The 15,968-nt window shown below is 65.0% G+C and carries 18 protein-coding genes and 1 tRNA gene; 8 read left to right on the top strand and 11 right to left on the bottom strand.

Features of this window, described 5'->3' with window-relative positions; translation table 11 throughout:
* Positions 1–62: 62 nt before the first annotated feature.
* Positions 63–1,055 carry an EF-P lysine aminoacylase EpmA gene (epmA, locus tag E2K76_RS07010; protein ID WP_136683569.1) on the top strand — a complete coding sequence of 331 codons (993 nt, stop codon included), beginning with the start codon at positions 63–65 and terminating at the stop codon, positions 1,053–1,055.
* On the opposite strand, the gene E2K76_RS07005 is transcribed toward epmA, so the two are convergent.
* Both E2K76_RS07005 and irr read right to left on the bottom strand, forming a co-directional pair.
* Positions 1,049–1,867, bottom strand: coding sequence for a transglutaminase-like domain-containing protein (locus E2K76_RS07005; RefSeq protein WP_136683568.1), 819 nt, complete (start codon positions 1,865–1,867; stop codon positions 1,049–1,051). The two genes, epmA and E2K76_RS07005, sit on opposite strands and share 7 nt — an antisense overlap.
* A gap of 54 nt (positions 1,868–1,921) precedes the next feature.
* Positions 1,922–2,338: a Fur family transcriptional regulator Irr gene (gene irr, locus E2K76_RS07000; protein ID WP_169053228.1), complete on the bottom strand. Its 417-nt coding sequence runs from the start codon at positions 2,336–2,338 to the stop codon at positions 1,922–1,924.
* A 126-nt stretch (positions 2,339–2,464) separates the two neighbouring features.
* Between irr and fabA the strand changes: the two genes are divergently transcribed.
* Genes fabA through E2K76_RS06980 form a run of 4 tightly spaced genes read left to right on the top strand, consistent with a single transcriptional unit; the run spans position 2,465 to position 5,494 of the window.
* The gene (fabA, locus tag E2K76_RS06995) at positions 2,465–2,974 is read left to right on the top strand and encodes a bifunctional 3-hydroxydecanoyl-ACP dehydratase/trans-2-decenoyl-ACP isomerase (RefSeq protein WP_136683566.1); all 510 of its coding nucleotides are present in this window, start codon (positions 2,465–2,467) and stop codon (positions 2,972–2,974) included.
* An 18-nt stretch (positions 2,975–2,992) separates the two neighbouring features.
* The gene (fabB, locus tag E2K76_RS06990) at positions 2,993–4,219 is read left to right on the top strand and encodes a beta-ketoacyl-ACP synthase I (protein WP_136683565.1); all 1,227 of its coding nucleotides are present in this window, start codon (positions 2,993–2,995) and stop codon (positions 4,217–4,219) included.
* A 10-nt stretch (positions 4,220–4,229) separates the two neighbouring features.
* Positions 4,230–5,018, top strand: coding sequence for an enoyl-ACP reductase FabI (locus tag E2K76_RS06985; protein ID WP_136683564.1), 789 nt, complete (start codon positions 4,230–4,232; stop codon positions 5,016–5,018).
* A gap of 44 nt (positions 5,019–5,062) precedes the next feature.
* Complete coding sequence (locus E2K76_RS06980) at positions 5,063–5,494, top strand: VOC family protein (RefSeq protein ID WP_136683563.1); 432 nt, start codon at positions 5,063–5,065, stop codon at positions 5,492–5,494.
* 1 nt (position 5,495) lies between these two features.
* On the opposite strand, the gene E2K76_RS06975 is transcribed toward E2K76_RS06980, so the two are convergent.
* Positions 5,496–5,569: transfer RNA gene (locus E2K76_RS06975), tRNA-Gly, on the bottom strand.
* A gap of 44 nt (positions 5,570–5,613) precedes the next feature.
* Here E2K76_RS06975 and E2K76_RS06970 point away from each other — a divergent pair.
* Entirely contained in the window at positions 5,614–6,171 is a 558-nt protein-coding gene (locus tag E2K76_RS06970) for a YdeI/OmpD-associated family protein (protein ID WP_136683562.1), read from the top strand.
* On the opposite strand, the gene E2K76_RS06965 is transcribed toward E2K76_RS06970, so the two are convergent.
* Complete coding sequence (locus E2K76_RS06965; protein WP_136683561.1) at positions 6,168–7,727, bottom strand: bifunctional metallophosphatase/5'-nucleotidase; 1,560 nt, start codon at positions 7,725–7,727, stop codon at positions 6,168–6,170. The genes E2K76_RS06970 and E2K76_RS06965 overlap by 4 nt on opposite strands.
* Positions 7,728–7,826: 99 nt before the next feature.
* Here E2K76_RS06965 and E2K76_RS06960 point away from each other — a divergent pair, with 99 nt between their 5' ends.
* Together E2K76_RS06960 and E2K76_RS06955 are read left to right on the top strand one after the other, a co-directional pair.
* Entirely contained in the window at positions 7,827–8,165 is a 339-nt protein-coding gene (locus E2K76_RS06960; protein ID WP_136683560.1) for a DUF952 domain-containing protein, read from the top strand.
* Complete coding sequence (locus E2K76_RS06955) at positions 8,162–9,226, top strand: quinone-dependent dihydroorotate dehydrogenase (RefSeq protein ID WP_136683559.1); 1,065 nt, start codon at positions 8,162–8,164, stop codon at positions 9,224–9,226. Before E2K76_RS06960 ends, E2K76_RS06955 begins: the two co-directional genes overlap by 4 nt.
* Here E2K76_RS06955 and E2K76_RS06950 read toward each other — a convergent pair.
* From E2K76_RS06950 to odhB, 7 genes are all read right to left on the bottom strand, one after another.
* Positions 9,223–9,459 (bottom strand): Lrp/AsnC family transcriptional regulator, encoded by a 237-nt coding sequence (locus E2K76_RS06950; RefSeq protein ID WP_136683558.1) that lies wholly within the window; start codon positions 9,457–9,459, stop codon positions 9,223–9,225. The two genes, E2K76_RS06955 and E2K76_RS06950, sit on opposite strands and share 4 nt — an antisense overlap.
* Positions 9,456–10,991: an ATP-dependent DNA helicase gene (locus E2K76_RS06945; protein WP_136683557.1), complete on the bottom strand. Its 1,536-nt coding sequence runs from the start codon at positions 10,989–10,991 to the stop codon at positions 9,456–9,458. The genes E2K76_RS06950 and E2K76_RS06945 overlap by 4 nt, the downstream gene beginning before the upstream one ends.
* Before the next feature lie 27 nt (positions 10,992–11,018).
* Positions 11,019–12,353 (bottom strand): 1-acyl-sn-glycerol-3-phosphate acyltransferase, encoded by a 1,335-nt coding sequence (locus E2K76_RS06940; protein ID WP_136683556.1) that lies wholly within the window; start codon positions 12,351–12,353, stop codon positions 11,019–11,021.
* A 35-nt stretch (positions 12,354–12,388) separates the two neighbouring features.
* The gene (gene lpdA / locus E2K76_RS06935; RefSeq protein ID WP_136683555.1) at positions 12,389–13,777 is read right to left on the bottom strand and encodes a dihydrolipoyl dehydrogenase; all 1,389 of its coding nucleotides are present in this window, start codon (positions 13,775–13,777) and stop codon (positions 12,389–12,391) included.
* Between the two features lie 16 nt (positions 13,778–13,793).
* Entirely contained in the window at positions 13,794–14,180 is a 387-nt protein-coding gene (locus E2K76_RS06930; RefSeq protein WP_136683554.1) for an MAPEG family protein, read from the bottom strand.
* A complete protein-coding gene (locus E2K76_RS06925; RefSeq protein WP_136683553.1) occupies positions 14,177–14,413 on the bottom strand; it encodes a hypothetical protein in 237 nt (78 codons plus the stop codon). The genes E2K76_RS06930 and E2K76_RS06925 overlap by 4 nt, the downstream gene beginning before the upstream one ends.
* 64 nt (positions 14,414–14,477) lie before the next feature.
* The gene (odhB, locus tag E2K76_RS06920; RefSeq protein ID WP_136683552.1) at positions 14,478–15,968 is read right to left on the bottom strand and encodes a 2-oxoglutarate dehydrogenase complex dihydrolipoyllysine-residue succinyltransferase; all 1,491 of its coding nucleotides are present in this window, start codon (positions 15,966–15,968) and stop codon (positions 14,478–14,480) included.

Below are 15,968 nucleotides of genomic sequence, written 5' to 3'. Positions count from 1 at the left end.
CCGGTTGACGGGAATTGCCGCGTGATCTAGCGCATTCCAGCGGAAATCGAAAGCCCGAACCAATGACCGAGACTCGCTGGTGGGATGCCCACCGCCATGAAGGCCGCCGCCCCCTGCTGCTGGAGCGGAACCGCATCCAATCGCGCATCCGGCTCTGGCTGGCCGATGAAGGTTTCATCGAGGTCGATCCCGCCGCGCTTCAGAACAGCCCCGGCAACGAGACGCATCTGCACGCCTTCGGCACGGATGCCATCGGCAATGACGGCGCGGCGCGGCGGATGTATCTGCACACCTCGCCCGAATTCGCGATGAAGAAACTGCTGGCGGCGGGCGAGACGCGGATCGCGGCCTTCGCCCATGTCTTCCGCAATCGCGAACGCGGGCCTCTGCATTCGCCGGAATTTACCATGCTGGAATGGTATCGCGCGGGCGAAGATTACACCGTGCTGATGGACGACTGCATGGCGATCCTGCGGATGGCTGGCCCGCTGCAGTTCCGCGACCGGGTCTGCGATCCCTTTGCCGAACCCGAACGGCTTTCGGTGCCGGATGCCTTCGCCCGCGTGGGGGTCGATCTGCTGCCGACCATCGGAAACCGCGATGCGCTGGCGGCGCAGGCCGGGCTGCGGGTGGCCGATGACGACACGTGGTCCGACATCTTCTCGCGCATCCTGTCGGAGAAGGTGGAGCCGACATTGGGCCTGGGCCGCGTCACGATCCTCGACCACTATCCCATCGTCGAGGCGGCCCTTGCCCGCCCCGCCGCCGATCCCCGCCTTGCCGAACGGTTCGAGCTTTATGCCTGCGGGGTGGAGCTTGCCAACGGCTTCGGCGAGCTGACAGACCCTACCGAACAGCGCCGCCGCTTCGTGGCCGAGATGGACGAAAAGGCCCGCCGATATGGCGAGCGTTACCCTATCGACGAGGATCTGCTGGCGGCGCTGGCGCATATGCCCGCATCCTCGGGGATCGCGATGGGATTCGACCGGCTGGTGATGCTGGCCACCGGCGCGCCGCGGATCGACGACGTGATCTGGGCGCCCGTGGGTTACTGAGCGGCGAGTGCGGCTTCCTCGTCGCAGACGACGGTGAAGGTCTTCAGCACATGCGGGCCGAAGCTGTGGATCATCGCCACATCCGCTGCATCGCGCCCATAGGCGATCTGGATGCGTCCGATGCGGGGGACATTGTGCCGCGCATCGAAGGCATACCAGCGTCCGTCCAGAAACGCCTCGAACCAGGCCGAGAAGTCCATCGGCCCGCCATACGGTACGCCGATATCGCCCAGATAGCCGTTCACATACCGCGCCGGGATCGACATGGCACGGCACAACGCGATGGCCGTATGGGCAAAGTCGCGGCACACGCCCGTTCCGTCCCGCAGCGCCCCCGCCGCCGTGCGAAAGGATGATGCGTTCTGATAGTTGAAGGCGATGCTGGCATTCACATGGTCGCAGATCGCCTGCACCCGCGCCCATCCCGGCGGCAGATGCCCGAAAAGACCCCATGCCAGATTGCCAAGTTCGTCGCTTTCGCAATAGCGGCTGGGCAGCAGAAAGGTTATGACATGATCGGGCAGCTGGTGGATCGGCGTCTCTGCCGCCGCAAGGTTCACCTCGTCCGGCTGACCGCTGTCGCGGATCAGCCCATCGCCGCGCAGACGCAGATCCCCTGGCGAAGCAAGAATTCGCTGGCAGCGATTGCCGAACCCATCGGTGAACTCATGGATGCTCGCGTGGGGCGAGACTTCGATCACCTCGTCCTGTTCCAGATCCGGACGGCGCGCCTCCCGGATCGCCATGCGCGAGACGAGTGTCGTCTCCTGCGGGCAGGAAATTGTGATGTCGTAGCCGAACCTGATGAACATTCTCACCCCCCAAAATGGCGGGGGATCAACATGCCGACATGGGTAAAGTTCCGCTCAGATGCGGCGCAGGCGGATCACGACATCGACACGGCTCAACTCGGCCCCCTTGGGCAGATCAGGCAGGCGTGCGATTTCAAGCTGATCGGCGGGCGCGTCGGTCAGTTCCGCCGTGTCTTCCCAGAAGAAATGCGGGTGATCGTCCATGCGCGTGTCGAAATAGCTTTTTGAGCCATCGACCACGACCTCCTGCATCAGCCCCGCCTCGCAAAAGGCGCGCAGTGTGTTGTAGACCGTGGCAAGGCTGACCTTTTCCCCCGCATCGGTCGATGCCGCGAACAGGCTTTCCGCCGTCACATGCCGGTTCTGGCCGTCGCCGACCAGCAGCGCGGCCAAGGCCACGCGCTGCCGCGTTGGCCGAAGGCCACCCTTCGCCAGCCAGTCCGTTCCACGCTCCAGCACATTTTCCGTCATAGGGTCGTCACCTCGCATTCCCCTTCTATATCGTGCGCCCTTGGGTTTTTTCAAACGGATTCCCCCGCCCTTGCCCTTACGCAAGCCCAAGTGGTAGAGGGATGGCAAAGTATGATGGGGAGCCTGATGGCCGGATATCCGACGAGTTTCGACAAGGAAGCACTTCTGGCCTGCGCGCGCGGGGAGCTTTTTGGCCCCGGCAACGCCCAGCTTCCCGAACCGCCGATGCTGATGATGGACCGCATCACGGAAATCTCCGAAGACGGGGGCGAACATGGCAAGGGTCATGTGGTCGCCGAATTCGACATCAATCCGGACCTGTGGTTCTTCTCCTGCCACTTCCCCGGCAACCCGATCATGCCGGGCTGTCTTGGTCTTGACGGTCTGTGGCAGCTGACCGGCTTCAACCTTGGCTGGCGCGGCTGGCAGGGTCGCGGCTATGCGCTGGGCGTGGGCGAGGTCAAGCTGACCGGCATGGTCCGCCCCGACCGCAAGATGCTGCGTTACCACGTCGATTTCACCAAGGCCGTGCAGACCCGCCGCCTGACCATGGGCGTCGCCGATGGGCGCGTCGAAGCGGATGGCGAGGTCATCTATCTGGTCAAGGACATGAAGGTCGCCCTGTCGGCCAGCTGAACCCGAAAGGATTCCCCCATGCGTCGCGTCGTCATCACCGGCATCGGCATCGTCTCCCCCATCGGCAACAACGCGGAGGAGGTGGAAGCCTCTCTGCGCGCGGGCCGTTCCGGCATCGTGGCATCGCCCGATTACACCCAGCACGGTTTCCGCAGCCAGGTCCACGGCATGCCGCAGATCGTGCTGGAGGATCACATCGACAAGCGCGACCTGCGCTTCATGGGTCCGGGTGCCGCCTACAACTTCATCGCCATGGAACAGGCGATCAAGGATTCGGGGCTGGAGGAAGCCGACGTGTCCAACGAGCGCACGGGCCTGATCATGGGTTCGGGCGGTCCGTCCACGTCCAACTTCTTTTCCGCCCACAACACGGTGATCGAAAAGGGCGCGCCCAAGCGTATGGGCCCGTTCATGGTCACGCGCTGCATGTCGTCCACGAACTCGGCCTGTCTTGCGACGCCGTTCAAGATCAAGGGCGTGAACTACTCGATCACCTCGGCCTGCTCGACTTCGGCGCATTGCATCGGCAACGGTGTGGAGCAAATCCAGCTGGGCAAACAGGACATCGTCTTCGCCGGCGGCGGCGAGGAGCTTGACTGGACCCTGTCCTGCCTGTTCGACGCGATGGGCGCCATGTCGTCAAAATACAACGACACGCCTGCCACCGCCTCGCGCCCCTATGACGCGACGCGCGACGGTTTCGTGATCGCAGGCGGCGGCGGCGTGGTGGTTCTGGAGGAACTGTCGCACGCCCTTGCACGCGGCGCGAAGATCTATGGCGAAGTCACCGGCTATGGCGCGACCTCGGACGGCTACGACATGGTCGCCCCCTCTGGCGAGGGTGGCGAGCGGTCGATGCGTCTGGCCCTGTCCACCCTGCCCGAAGGCCGCAAGATCGACTACATCAACAGCCACGGCACATCGACCGGCGTTGGCGACGTGACCGAGGTGAAGGCCATCCGCCGCGTCTTCGGCGAAGGATCGACCCCGCCCATCGCATCGACGAAATCGCTGACCGGCCACTCGCTCGGCGCGACCGGCGTGCACGAGGCGATCTATTCGCTGCTGATGATGAACGGCAATTTCATCGCCGCATCCGCCAACGTGACCACGCTGGACCCGGAACTCCACGAAGGCGAAATCGTCACGACGCTTCGCGAAGGGGTTGAACTGGACGGCGTTTTGTCGAACAGCTTCGGCTTTGGTGGCACCAATGCTACCCTTGTCATGAGCAAATACAAATAAGGGCACGAAGATGGCCGATCTCCTGAAAGGTAAACGCGGGCTTGTGATGGGCGTCGCGAACGAACGCTCCATCGCCTGGGGCATCGCGAAGGCTATGGCCGGCGAAGGCGCAGAGCTTGCCTTCACCTATCAGGGCGAGGCTTTCGGCAAGCGGCTGGAGCCGCTGGCGGCGTCGGTGGGGTCGAACTTTCTGGTCGATGTGGATGTGACCGACGACGCCAGCCTCGATACGGCGTTCGACCGGCTGAAATCGGAATGGGGCGGGATCGACTTTCTGGTCCATGCCATCGCGTTCTCCGACAAGAACGAGCTTTCGGGGCGGTTCATCAACACCTCGAAGGCGAACTTCCAGAACTCGCTGACCATCTCCTGCTTCAGCTTCATCGACGTGGCCAAACGCGCGTCGGAACTGATGCCGAACGGCGGCACGCTGCTGACGCTGACCTATCAGGGATCGAACCGCGTCACGCCCAACTACAACGTCATGGGCGTGGCCAAGGCGGCGCTGGAATCGGCGGTGCGGTATCTGGCGAACGATCTGGGCCCGCAGGGCATCCGCGTGAACGCGATTTCCCCCGGCCCGATGAAGACGCTGGCGGGCGCTGCCATCGCCGGCGCGCGCAACACCTATCGCCAGACCGAACAGAACGCCCCGCTGCGGTCCAACGCCACGCTGGAATCGGTGGGCGGCACCGCCGTCTATCTGGCCTCGGACTACGGCGCCTATACCTCGGGCGAGATCGTGCGCGTCGATGGCGGCTATCACGTTCTGGGCATGCCGCAGCCCGAGCATCTTTGACCTGACACATCGGCGGGTCATGTTGTCCTGAACAGGAGGACGACATGACCCAGATGATCTTCGTCAACATACCCGTCACGGACCTCGAACGCTCCAAGGCGTTCTATCAGGCGCTTGGCTTCACGCTGGACACGCGCTTTGCCGACGATACCGCCTGCGCGGTCACGATCAGCGACACGATCCACCTGATGATCCTGAAACAGGACCGCTTCAAAAGCTTCCTGACCGGCCCATTCGCCGATCCGGCGCAGGGAACCGGCGTGCTGATCGCTCTGTCGCGCGAGAACCGCGAGGCGGTGGACGACATCACCGAAGCCGCCCTTGCCGCCGGCGGGACCGAGCCGAAGCCCGCCGACGATCACGGCTTCATGTATAGCCGCACCTTCCGCGACCCGGACGGCAACGTGTTCGAACCGATGTGGATGGATATGGAGGCGGCGGGAATTTCCGACGCGGCAGCTTCCGAAGAAAAGTGACTGGAGCGGGCGGCGGGAATCGAACCCGCGTCTTTAGCTTGGAAGGCTAAGGTCTTACCATTACACAACGCCCGCGCTGACGCTTCATATAACCACTGGGATCGGGGGGTGCAAGAGCGATGGACGACCGGATCGAGGCGATCTTTGCCGCTGAAAACCCGTGGCGCGACCATCTGGCCGCGCTGCGCCGTATCCTCAAAAGCACCCCGCTGGTCGAGGAATACAAGTGGCGCGCCCCCTGCTACACCTATCAGGGAGTGAACATCGCGACCGTCTGGGGGCTGAAGGACGCGGCGGTGCTGTCGTTTTTCAAGGGCGCGCTGCTGGATGATCCGGCGGGCATACTGGAGCCGCCCGGCCCCAATTCGCGATCCGCCCGCACCGCCCGCTTCAAGCGGCTGGATCAGATCGACGCGGACGTTCTGAAAGCCTATGTCGCCGAGGCCATCGCGAAATCGGCAGAGAAGGTGGATCTGTCCGCCCCGCCCGTCCTTCCGGACGAGATTGCGGCCCGGATGGACCCCGCCCTCCGCACCGCCTTCGATGCGCTGACACCGGGACGCCAGCGCGGGTGGATCGTTCATATCACCGGCGCGAAACAGCCTGCGACCCGGCTGGCGCGGCTGGAAAAGGCAGCCCCCAGCATCCTGAAGGGCAAGGGGCTGCACGACCGTTAACGGCGGGTGATGCGCCCATCCACCGCCGGGTGATACGGCCCGTTCGCCGCCAGATACTCGGCCACCACCTGCGCCAGATCGGGGCCGAAGTCATAGGCTTCCGCCGCCGCGGTGAACATCGAGAACCCATCGCCGCCATTGCGGATGTAGTTGTTCGCGACGGCGAGATAACTCGCGGCCGGGTCCAGCGCCACACCACCCACCGTCACGTCCGACACACGGCTGCCCGCAGGTGCGGCGGGATCGAAGGCATAGGTCATCCCCGCCACCTGAACAAAGCGCCCCGCGCCTTCTTCAAGCTGACTGACGCCGTTTTCAAGCGCCGCAAGCAAGGTCGCGCCGTCGATGCGGAAGGTGGACAGCGTGTTCTGGAACGGCAGCACCGTCAGCACCTCGCCCATCGTCACCTCGCCCGCGTCGATGGAGGCCCGCAAGCCCCCCGCATTGACCAGAGACACCTGCACGCCCTGATCCTTCACCCGCGCCAGCTGCGCCTCGGCCACGAGGTTGCCCATCGTGCATTCCTGCTGGCGGCACACCTCGCGGCTGCCGTCGATGGGCTCGGCGCTTTCGGCCACCACCTGCGCGCGAATCTCCTCCAGCGGTTTCGCCATTTCGGCCACGCGGGCCAGAGTCGCCTCGTCCTCGGCCACCTTGGCATCCAGCAGAACCGGTGCGCCCGCCGTTCCCGTAACCTTGCCCTCGTCATCGAAGGTCACGGTCAACTCGCCCAGATATTTGCTGTAGGCATAGGCCTGCACGATCGGCACATCGCCCACCATCGTCGGATAGGGCCCCGCCGCCCCTTCTTCGGTCGAGGACAGAAGCGTGTGGCTGTGCCCGCCCACGATCACATCCACCCCGGTGGTCTCCGCCGCGATGCGCTGATCGATGGCATAGCCCGAATGGGATAGCAGGATGATCTTGTCGATCCCCTGCGCGGTCAGGTCATCCACCTCCTGCTGCACTGCCGGGACGGGGTCGGTGAAGTTCACGTTCGGGCCGGGGCTGGCAAGTTCGGGGTTGTCCTGCGGGGTCAGGCCGATCACGCCGATCTTCTGCCCGCCGCGTTCCAGCACCGTGCTCTTGGCGAATTTGCCGGCCAGAAGCGGCTCTTGGCTGACATCTGCGTTGGCCATTAGAAGCGGCATGTCCACCGCCGCCTCGAATTTCGCAAGTTCCGCCGGGCCGTCGTCGAATTCGTGATTGCCCACCGCCATCGCGTCATAACCGAGCCTCTGCGTGAACTCCGCCGCCAGCGCGCCCTTGTAGTGAGTGTAGAACAGCGTGCCCTGAAACCAGTCGCCCGCATCCAGCAGGATCGTGTTCTCGCCGCCCCGCGCCCGCGCCTCCTCCACCGCGGTCACCAGCCGCGCCACGCCGCCAAAACATTCGCCCGCCGCGTTATCCTCGGGGGCGCAGGTGGAATCCGACGCGGTGATCGGCTCGAACCTGTCATGGACGTCGTTGGTATGCAGGATGGTCAGCGTGAAGTCGGCCTGCGCCGCCCCCGCACCAAGGGCAATCATCACCGGGACAAGGGGAACAAGGCGCATCGGAATATCCTTTCATGTCACATCCATGACTTTGCGGTCCCGCCCGTCCCATGTCAAAGCCCCCATTGACCGGAACCCCCGCAGGGTGCATGAGATACCATGCTGATCTACAAGATCTTCCGCCGCCCCGAATGGGAAGCGTTCCGCGATGCCGGTGAAACCGACGGTGCGCCTGTCGATCTTGCCGACGGATACATCCACATCTCCACCGCCGCGCAGGTCGCCGAAACCGCCGCCAAGCATTTCGCTGATCAAAGCGATCTGGTGCTGGTCGCGCTGGACGATGCCGCGCTTGGCCCCGACCTGCGGTGGGAGCCGTCGCGCGGGGGCGCGCTGTTCCCGCATCTTTACCGCCCGCTGCGCATGGCCGATGTTGTCTGGGACAAATCGCTGCCCCTTGGCGCCGCCGGCCATATCTTCCCCGAGGGCGTGATTTGAAACTGACCGAGCGTATCGGACTTGGCCTTCTGCACCGGATCGACCCGGAGCGGGCGCACCATCTTTCGCTGACCGCGCTGAACAGCGGCTTCGTGCCGCTGCATGGCGGGCCGATGACGGGGACCCGCCTTGCGACCACGCTGGCCGGGATCGCGCTGACGAATCCGGTCGGGCTGGCGGCGGGCTTCGACAAGAACGCCACCGCCCTGCCCGCGCTGCTGCAATCCGGCTTCGGCTTTCTGGAGGTGGGGGCCGCGACTCCGCGCCCGCAGCCGGGCAATCCCAAGCCGCGCCTGTTCCGGCTGAAACAGGACCGCGCCGTCATCAACCGTTTCGGCTTCAACAACGAAGGTGCCAGCGCCATCTGCGCCCGCCTTGCCATGCGCCCGCGCGGCGATGTGCCGGTGGGCCTGAACCTTGGCGCGAACAAGGACAGCGCCGACCGCGCCGCCGATTTCGCCGCCGTGCTGGCCTGCTGCGGCCCGCATGTGGATTTCGCCACCGTCAACGTGTCGTCCCCCAACACCGAACGCCTGCGCGACCTGCAGGGCCGCGCCGCGCTGACCGCGCTTCTGGCCGGGGTGATGGAGGTTCGCGCCGGTCTGGAACGCCCGATCCCGGTCTTCCTGAAGATCGCGCCCGACCTTTCGGATGACGAGTTGGCCGAGGTGGCAGAGGTCGCGCTGGCGTCGGGGCTGGACGCGATCATCGCCACCAACACCACCCTGTCGCGCGAAGGGCTGTCCGATCCGCAGAAGGATCAGGCGGGCGGGCTGTCGGGCAAGCCGCTGTTCGAAAAATCGACCCGCGTTCTGGCGCGCCTGTCGCAACTGACGGACGGGCGCATCCCGCTGGTCGGCGTGGGCGGCATTTCCAGCGCCGAAGACGCCTATGCCAAGATCCGGGCCGGGGCGAGCGCGGTGCAGCTTTATTCCGCGCTGGTCTATGGCGGGCTGTCGCTGGCGGCAGAGATCGCGCAGGGGCTGGACGTGGCGCTGGCCCGCGACGGGTTCGCCAATGTCGCCGATGCCGTGGGCACGAATCGCGACGCCTGGCTCTAGAACGCCTTGAAGGTCATCGTCGTCAGCGTGCGGCTGATGCCTTCGATGTCGAACAATTCCCGCGCAAGGTAGTGGCCCACATCCTCGCCATCGGGGATATAGACCTTGGCGATCAGGTCCCATTCGCCCGAGGTCGAGAAAAGCTCCGAAACGATCTCGCGGTCATAGATCGCGTCGGCCACCTCATAGGTCTTGCCGGGGGTGCAGCGGAACTGGACGAAGACGCAGATCATTGTGGTTCCTCTTGTTTCAGGGTCAGGCGCGGCGCGGCTTTGGGCAGGTCGTCCACGCCCAGCGGCACCTGCGGACGGCCCAGCCGGTTGCGGACCACCCAAAGAAGCTGCCGCTCCGCCCGCGTGATGGCAACATAGGCAAGGCGCTTCCACAAGGGCACGCCTGCCTCCATCCGCCCCGCCTGCGCCGCGGCATACATGTCGGGCGCAAAGACCTGCACCCGTTCCCATTGGCTGCCTTGGGCCTTGTGGATCGTGACCGCCGCGCCGTGCAGGAAGGCTGCGCCCATTCGTGCGGCGGCGGGGATGAACGGTTCTTCCTCGTCCGGCTTTTCGATCTTGATGATGCTGGCGGCCGAGATTTGCGGGTCTTCCGCCCCCACAACGTGCAGGCGCGCAAACCCATCGCGCGTGCCGGGCCCCAGATAGATCACCTGCGCGCCTTTGATCAGCCCCCGCGCCTCAAGGTCGATGCGTTTCTTGCGGTGCTTCAGCGGCAGTTCGATCCCGTCGCAGATCAGCGGCTCTCCGGGCAGCAGCGCATCCTCGGGCGCACCATTCGCCGCACGGAACGCCTGGATCAGCCGGATGCGCGTTGCGTTGCGCCAGACCAGCACCGGCGATCGCGCCATCAGATCGCAATCCACCCGCTGTGCCATCACCACGCGGTCGTCCCGTGCCGCCGCACGTTCCACCATCCGCTCGAAATCGTGGAAGCTCAGGTCCGGGTCCGCCAACGCATGCGCCAGATCGAGGATCGGGTTGTCCTCGGTCTGGCGGTGAATGCGGTTCAGGATCAGCTTCCTCGGCTCTCCCAGCCGGTCGAAGACCATCTGGCCGGACTGGCCCACAGGCGCAAGCTGCGCCGGATCGCCGAACAGCACCAACGTCGGGAAAATCTCGCGCAGGTCGTCGAACTGCCGCTCGTCCAGCATCGAGGATTCGTCCACGAAGCCGACGTCCAGCGGCTCCTCCCGCCGTTTCCAGCCGCGGATGAAATCCGAGCCGCGCAAGCCCGCCGCCGCCAAAGCGCCGGGGATGGACGGCACGGAATCATAGAACGCCTTCGCCCGGTCCAGCGCGGCATCGGTCATCCCCTCGACATCGACGGGCCGCTTGCCGGTGCCTGCCAGCCATTCGGCCAGCACCTCGTATTGCGGGTCATAGACGGGGGTGTAAAGGATGCGGTGGATCGTCGTCGCCGGAACCCCGCGCAGCCGCAAGACCGAGGCCGCCTTGTTCGTCGGCGCCAGGATCGCCAGCGTGCGCCGTTCTTTCTTCTTCTTGCTTTCGTAATCGCCCGAGACGATCTCCACCCCCGCATCGCGCAGCGATTTCGTCAGGCTGGCCAGCAGCATCGTCTTGCCCGACCCCGCCTTGCCGATCACCGCCAGCACGGTCGATTTGCCTTCGACCGCGGGGGTATGGTTGCCATCCTCCATATCCACGCCCATGCCGGAAAGCTGCTGGGAAAGGCGGTCCCAGGCCTCGGCCTGATCGTCGGAAAATGTGATGAGGGCAGGAGCGTTCATGCCGCGACCATAGACGCAGCGGGGGCGCTATCCAAGGCGCTGCGACACCCCGCTGGCGTAAAAGGCCAGCAGCGCCTCCTTGCCGGAAACGGGCTGCATGATGCCATCCCGCTCCTCCAGTATCCCGCGTTTCTCCAGCGCGCGCAGACCCTCGGCCACCGGATCGCCCTCCAGCATCAGGACCGCGCCTGCCGCCTCCAGCCGGGCGGTCATCGCCGCCACCGCCGCCGGCACCTCGGCCCGCGCCACGCCCGGCGCGGCAGCCGCCACCAGCGGCACGGGCAGGATCGGCACGGCCGCGCCCACATGCTCCATCAGATGGCCCGCCAGCGCCTCGGGCCGCGCCCCGTTGCCCGCGATCCATGCCCGCAAGGATATCGGCGCCCCGAACGCAACCGCCGCCGAACCGAAGCCCGGAAAACGCCCCCGAACCAGCCGCCAGAACATGCGCAGCACGAAGCCGCAGATCGACAACACCCCGGCGCGGAACTTCCGCTCGCCCTTCGCCGCCGCCTCGACCAGCACCCGGTCCTCCAGCACGCGGTCATAGGCAATGCCGACGGGAACGAAGACCACGTCCCGCCCGATGGCATCGAAATCCTGCACGATATAGCTGAGCAGCCCGACCTTCGGCACCTGCACCCGCCCGTCCAGCGACAGCCCGCCTTCGGGAAAGAAGGCCTGCGTCACCCCTGCCTGCGCCGACATCTGCACATAGCGCGCCAGCACCCGCCGATACAGCTGGTTGCGCGACCCGCGCCGGATGAAATACGCGCCCATCGCCCGGATCAGACGCGACAGCGGCCAGACCCGCGCCCATTCCCCCACCGCATAGGACAGGGCCGAACGGTCCGCGACCAACCACGTCACCAGCACATAATCCATGTTGCTGCGGTGGTTCATGATGAAGATGACGGTGGAATCGCGGTCCACCACCTCGCGCCCCGGCGCATGAGGGGCGATGCGGACCTTGTAGAAGGATTGCGTCAGCCGCCGCGCAAACCGGATCGCGAAGCCGAAATAAACGGTGGCGGAAAAGCTGGGAACGATCTCCCGCGCATAGGACCGGGCCTTTTCGAACGCCACATCCTCGCGCCCGCCTTCTTCATGCGCATGATCGGCGATGGCGGCGGAAACGGCGGGGTCATGGACCAGCCGCAGGATCATGTCCTGACGGCGCATCAGCTTGAATGGCTGGATCGGACGCTCAAGCCGCTTGTTCAGCCGCGCCACCACCCGTTCCATCCGCCGCCGCAGATACCAACGGGCCGAAGGCACGAGCACCCTGTCCAGCGCCGCAATCGCGGCAAAAGCCAGCACGAGCACCAGCAGCCAGACGGGGAGTTCGACGGTCGAAGTCATGCGGGCACCTTAGGGATGCCCGCAAGTTTCGGCAATCACGCGTGAATGGCGCCGGTGCCGCAGGCGAGCGCAGCCTCGCGCACGGCCTCGGAATAGGTCGGGTGCGCGTGGCAGGTCAGCGCCAGATCCTGCGCCGAAGCACCGAATTCCATCGCGACGCAAACTTCGTGGATCAGATCGCCCGCGCCCGGCCCGATGATGTGGCAGCCAAGGATGCGGTCCGTCGCCTTGTCCGCGATCAGCTTCACGAAGCCCTCGGCCTGGAAGATCGCCTTGGCGCGCGCGTTGCCCATGAAGGGGAACTTCCCGACCTTGTAGGCGCGACCCTCGGCCTTCAGCTGCTCTTCGGTCTTGCCGACCGAAGCAACCTCGGGCGTGGTGTAGATGACGCCGGGGATGACGTCATAGTTCACATGGCCATGTTTCCCGGCAAGGATTTCGGCCACGGCCATGCCCTCGTCCTCGGCCTTGTGGGCCAGCATCGGGCCGACGATCGCGTCGCCGATGGCATAGACGCCCTTCACGCTGGTCTGGAAATGCGCGTCGGTCTTGATCTGGCCGCGCTGTTCCATCTCGACGCCCAGCGCCTCCAGCCCCAGACCGTACACGAAGGGCTTGCGGCCCGTGGCGACCAGAACCGTGTCGGCGGTCACGGTTTCTTCCTTGTCGCCCTTCTTCAGCTTGTAGGTGACGGTGGCCTTGCCGCCATCGACCTTCACACCCGAAACGGCGGCCCCAAGGATGAAATCGAAGCCCTGTTTCGACAGGATCTTCTGGAAGCTCTTGGCAACCTCGGCATCCATGCCCGGGGTGATCGCGTCAAGGTATTCGACCACCGTCACCTTCGCACCCAGACGGCTATAGACCGAGCCCATTTCCAGCCCGATCACGCCCGCGCCGATCACGACCATCGTTTCCGGGATCTTGTCCAGCGCCAGCGCCCCGGTCGAGGTGACGACGATCTTCTCGTCCACTTCGACACCCGGCAGGCTGGCGGGAACGGAACCCGAAGCGATGACGATGTTCTTGGCCTCGTGGACCTCATCACCGACCTTGACCTTGCCGGCTTCGGGGATCGAGCCCCAGCCCTTCAGCCAAGTCACCTTGTTCTTCTTGAACAGGAACTCGATGCCCTTGGTGTTGCCGTCCACGACGTCCTGTTTATAGGCCTTCATCTTCGACCAATCGACCGTCGGGTTCGCGCCCATCAGGCCCATCTTCTCGAAATTCTCGTGAACCTCGTGCAGGTGGTGGGTCGAGTTCAGCAGCGCCTTGGACGGGATGCAGCCGACGTTCAGGCAGGTGCCGCCCAGCGTCTCGCGACCCTCGACGCAGGCGACCTTCAGGCCAAGCTGCGCGCAATGGATGGCGCAGACATAGCCCCCCGGCCCGCCGCCGATCACGATCACATCAAAGCTTGCCATTCGTCAGACTCCTTGGTCAGAAAAGGGCCGTCAGCACCATGACGATGGTTGCGACGAACCCGAACATGAAGATGATCGAACGCCAGGGCGTCCAACCGTAAGCATAGGCGGGGATATAGGCGACGCGCGCCGCCAGATAGACCCAGGCGCAGGTGGCCGTGATGACCCCCTGCGATCCGCTGGCCCAGACGGCCAGAACGGCGACGGCATAGAGGAACAGGTTCTCGGCATGGTTCGCCTGCGCCCGCCGCAACCGCCCCGTCATGACCGAATATCCCGGCTCGCGGTCACGGGGGGAGAGGTTGTAATCCACACCCGTGTCCTTGTTTGCCGAAGCGCCCGCCAGCCCGATGGCCGCGACGTTCAGCAGCGCCGAAAGGCACAGGACGGTGATCTCGGTCATGCCGTTTCCAGAAAATGCGGGGTCATGACGCCGCCGAAGGCCTGTTCCTTCGCCAGCCAGTCCTTTGCGCCCTTCGCATTATGCACATCCAGAAGCACAAAGGCCTTTCCGCCCTCGCCCTTCCATATCTGCATCTGGGTCAGGCCGGAATTTGCGCGATCTTCGGCATCGGCATCCCATGCCGATTTCCAACCGGCATAGTCGGACGTATCGATCTGGATCAGAAGCTGCATGGCGTATCCTCCCGTTTGCAGGGCGCGACTGCCGCGCCCCGCGGGATCAACGTGAACCCGGTGCTTACAGGTCCATCAGCAGGCGACGGGGATCTTCCAGCGCCTCTTTGACGCGGACGAGGAAGGTAACCGCGCCCTTGCCGTCAACGATCCGGTGGTCATAGGAGAGTGCCAGATACATCATCGGACGGATGACGATCTGACCGTTCACCACGACCGGACGCTCCTGGATCTTGTGCATCCCCAGAATACCCGATTGCGGCGGGTTCAGGATCGGCGAGGACATCAACGAGCCATAGACGCCGCCGTTCGAGATGGTGAACGAACCGCCCTGCATCTCCGCCATCGACAGTTTGCCGTCACGGCCGCGTGCGCCCAGTTCCGCGATCTTCTTCTCGATCGCGGCGAAGCCCAGTTGGTCGGCATCGCGCACGACCGGAACCACCAGACCATTCGGCGTGCCGACGGCCACGCCCATATGGACGTAGTTCTTGTAGATTACGTCGGTGCCGTCGATCTCGGCGTTGACGTCCGGGACCTCTTTCAGCGCGTGGCAGCAGGCCTTCACGAAGAAGGACATGAAGCCCAGCTTCACCTTGTGCTTCTTTTCGAACACGTCCTTGTATTCGTTGCGCAGGGCCATGATGCCCGACATGTCCACCTCGTTATAGGTGGTCAGCATGGCTGCAGTGTTCTGCGCCTCTTTCAGGCGGCGGGCGATGGTCTGGCGCAGACGGGTCATCTTGACCCGCTCCTCGCGCGACGCATCATCGGCAGCAACCGGCGCGCGCGGCGCGGCAGCAGCAGCCGGCGCTGCCTTCGGCGCGTTCATCGCCGCCAGCACGTCTTCCTTCATGATGCGCCCGTCGCGGCCCGAGCCTTGGACGGCATCACGCGACAGGCCAGCCTCGGCCAGGGCCTTCTTAGCCGAAGGCGCGTCTTCCACGTCCTTGCCCGCCGGGGCAGGCGCAGCTTCCTTGGGCGCTTCGGCCTTCGGCGCAGCCGCCACGACCGATCCGTCGGTCGAGATCACGGCCAGTTTCGCACCTGCCGGGACCGTGTCGCCTTCCTTGGCGATGATCTCGCCCAGAACGCCCGCTGCGGGCGACGGAACCTCGACCGAAACCTTGTCGGTTTCCAATTCACACAGCATCTCGTCCTGCGCCACGGCATCACCGGGCTTCTTGAACCAGGTGGCGACCGTCGCCTCCGAGACGCTCTCGCCCAGGGCGGGGACCATCACATCGACCATCTTGCTCTCTCCTGCGCCGGTCTTGGCCGGCTCTTCCTTTTTCGGTGCGGGGGCGGCGGGCTTGGCCCCGCCTTCGCCGATCTGTGCCAGCAGCGCGCCTGCGCCGATCGTCTCGCCCTCGGGGGCGACGATCTCGGTCAGGGTGCCGGCGGCGGGGGCCGGAACCTCGACCGTGACCTTGTCGGTCTCCAGCTCGCACAGCATTTCGTCGACTTCGACGTGATCGCCTACCTTCTTGAACCATGTGGCGACGGTCGCTTCGGACACGCTTTCGCCAAGGGTGGGCACACGGACTTCGGTCAT

Origin of the sequence: Falsirhodobacter xinxiangensis, from assembly GCF_004959935.1 — a bacterium.
In the GTDB taxonomy this organism is placed as follows: Bacteria; Pseudomonadota; Alphaproteobacteria; order Rhodobacterales; family Rhodobacteraceae; genus Falsirhodobacter; species Falsirhodobacter xinxiangensis.
The sequence above is the reverse complement of the archived record's forward strand: the minus strand, read 5'-3'. Positions and strand labels throughout refer to the sequence as shown.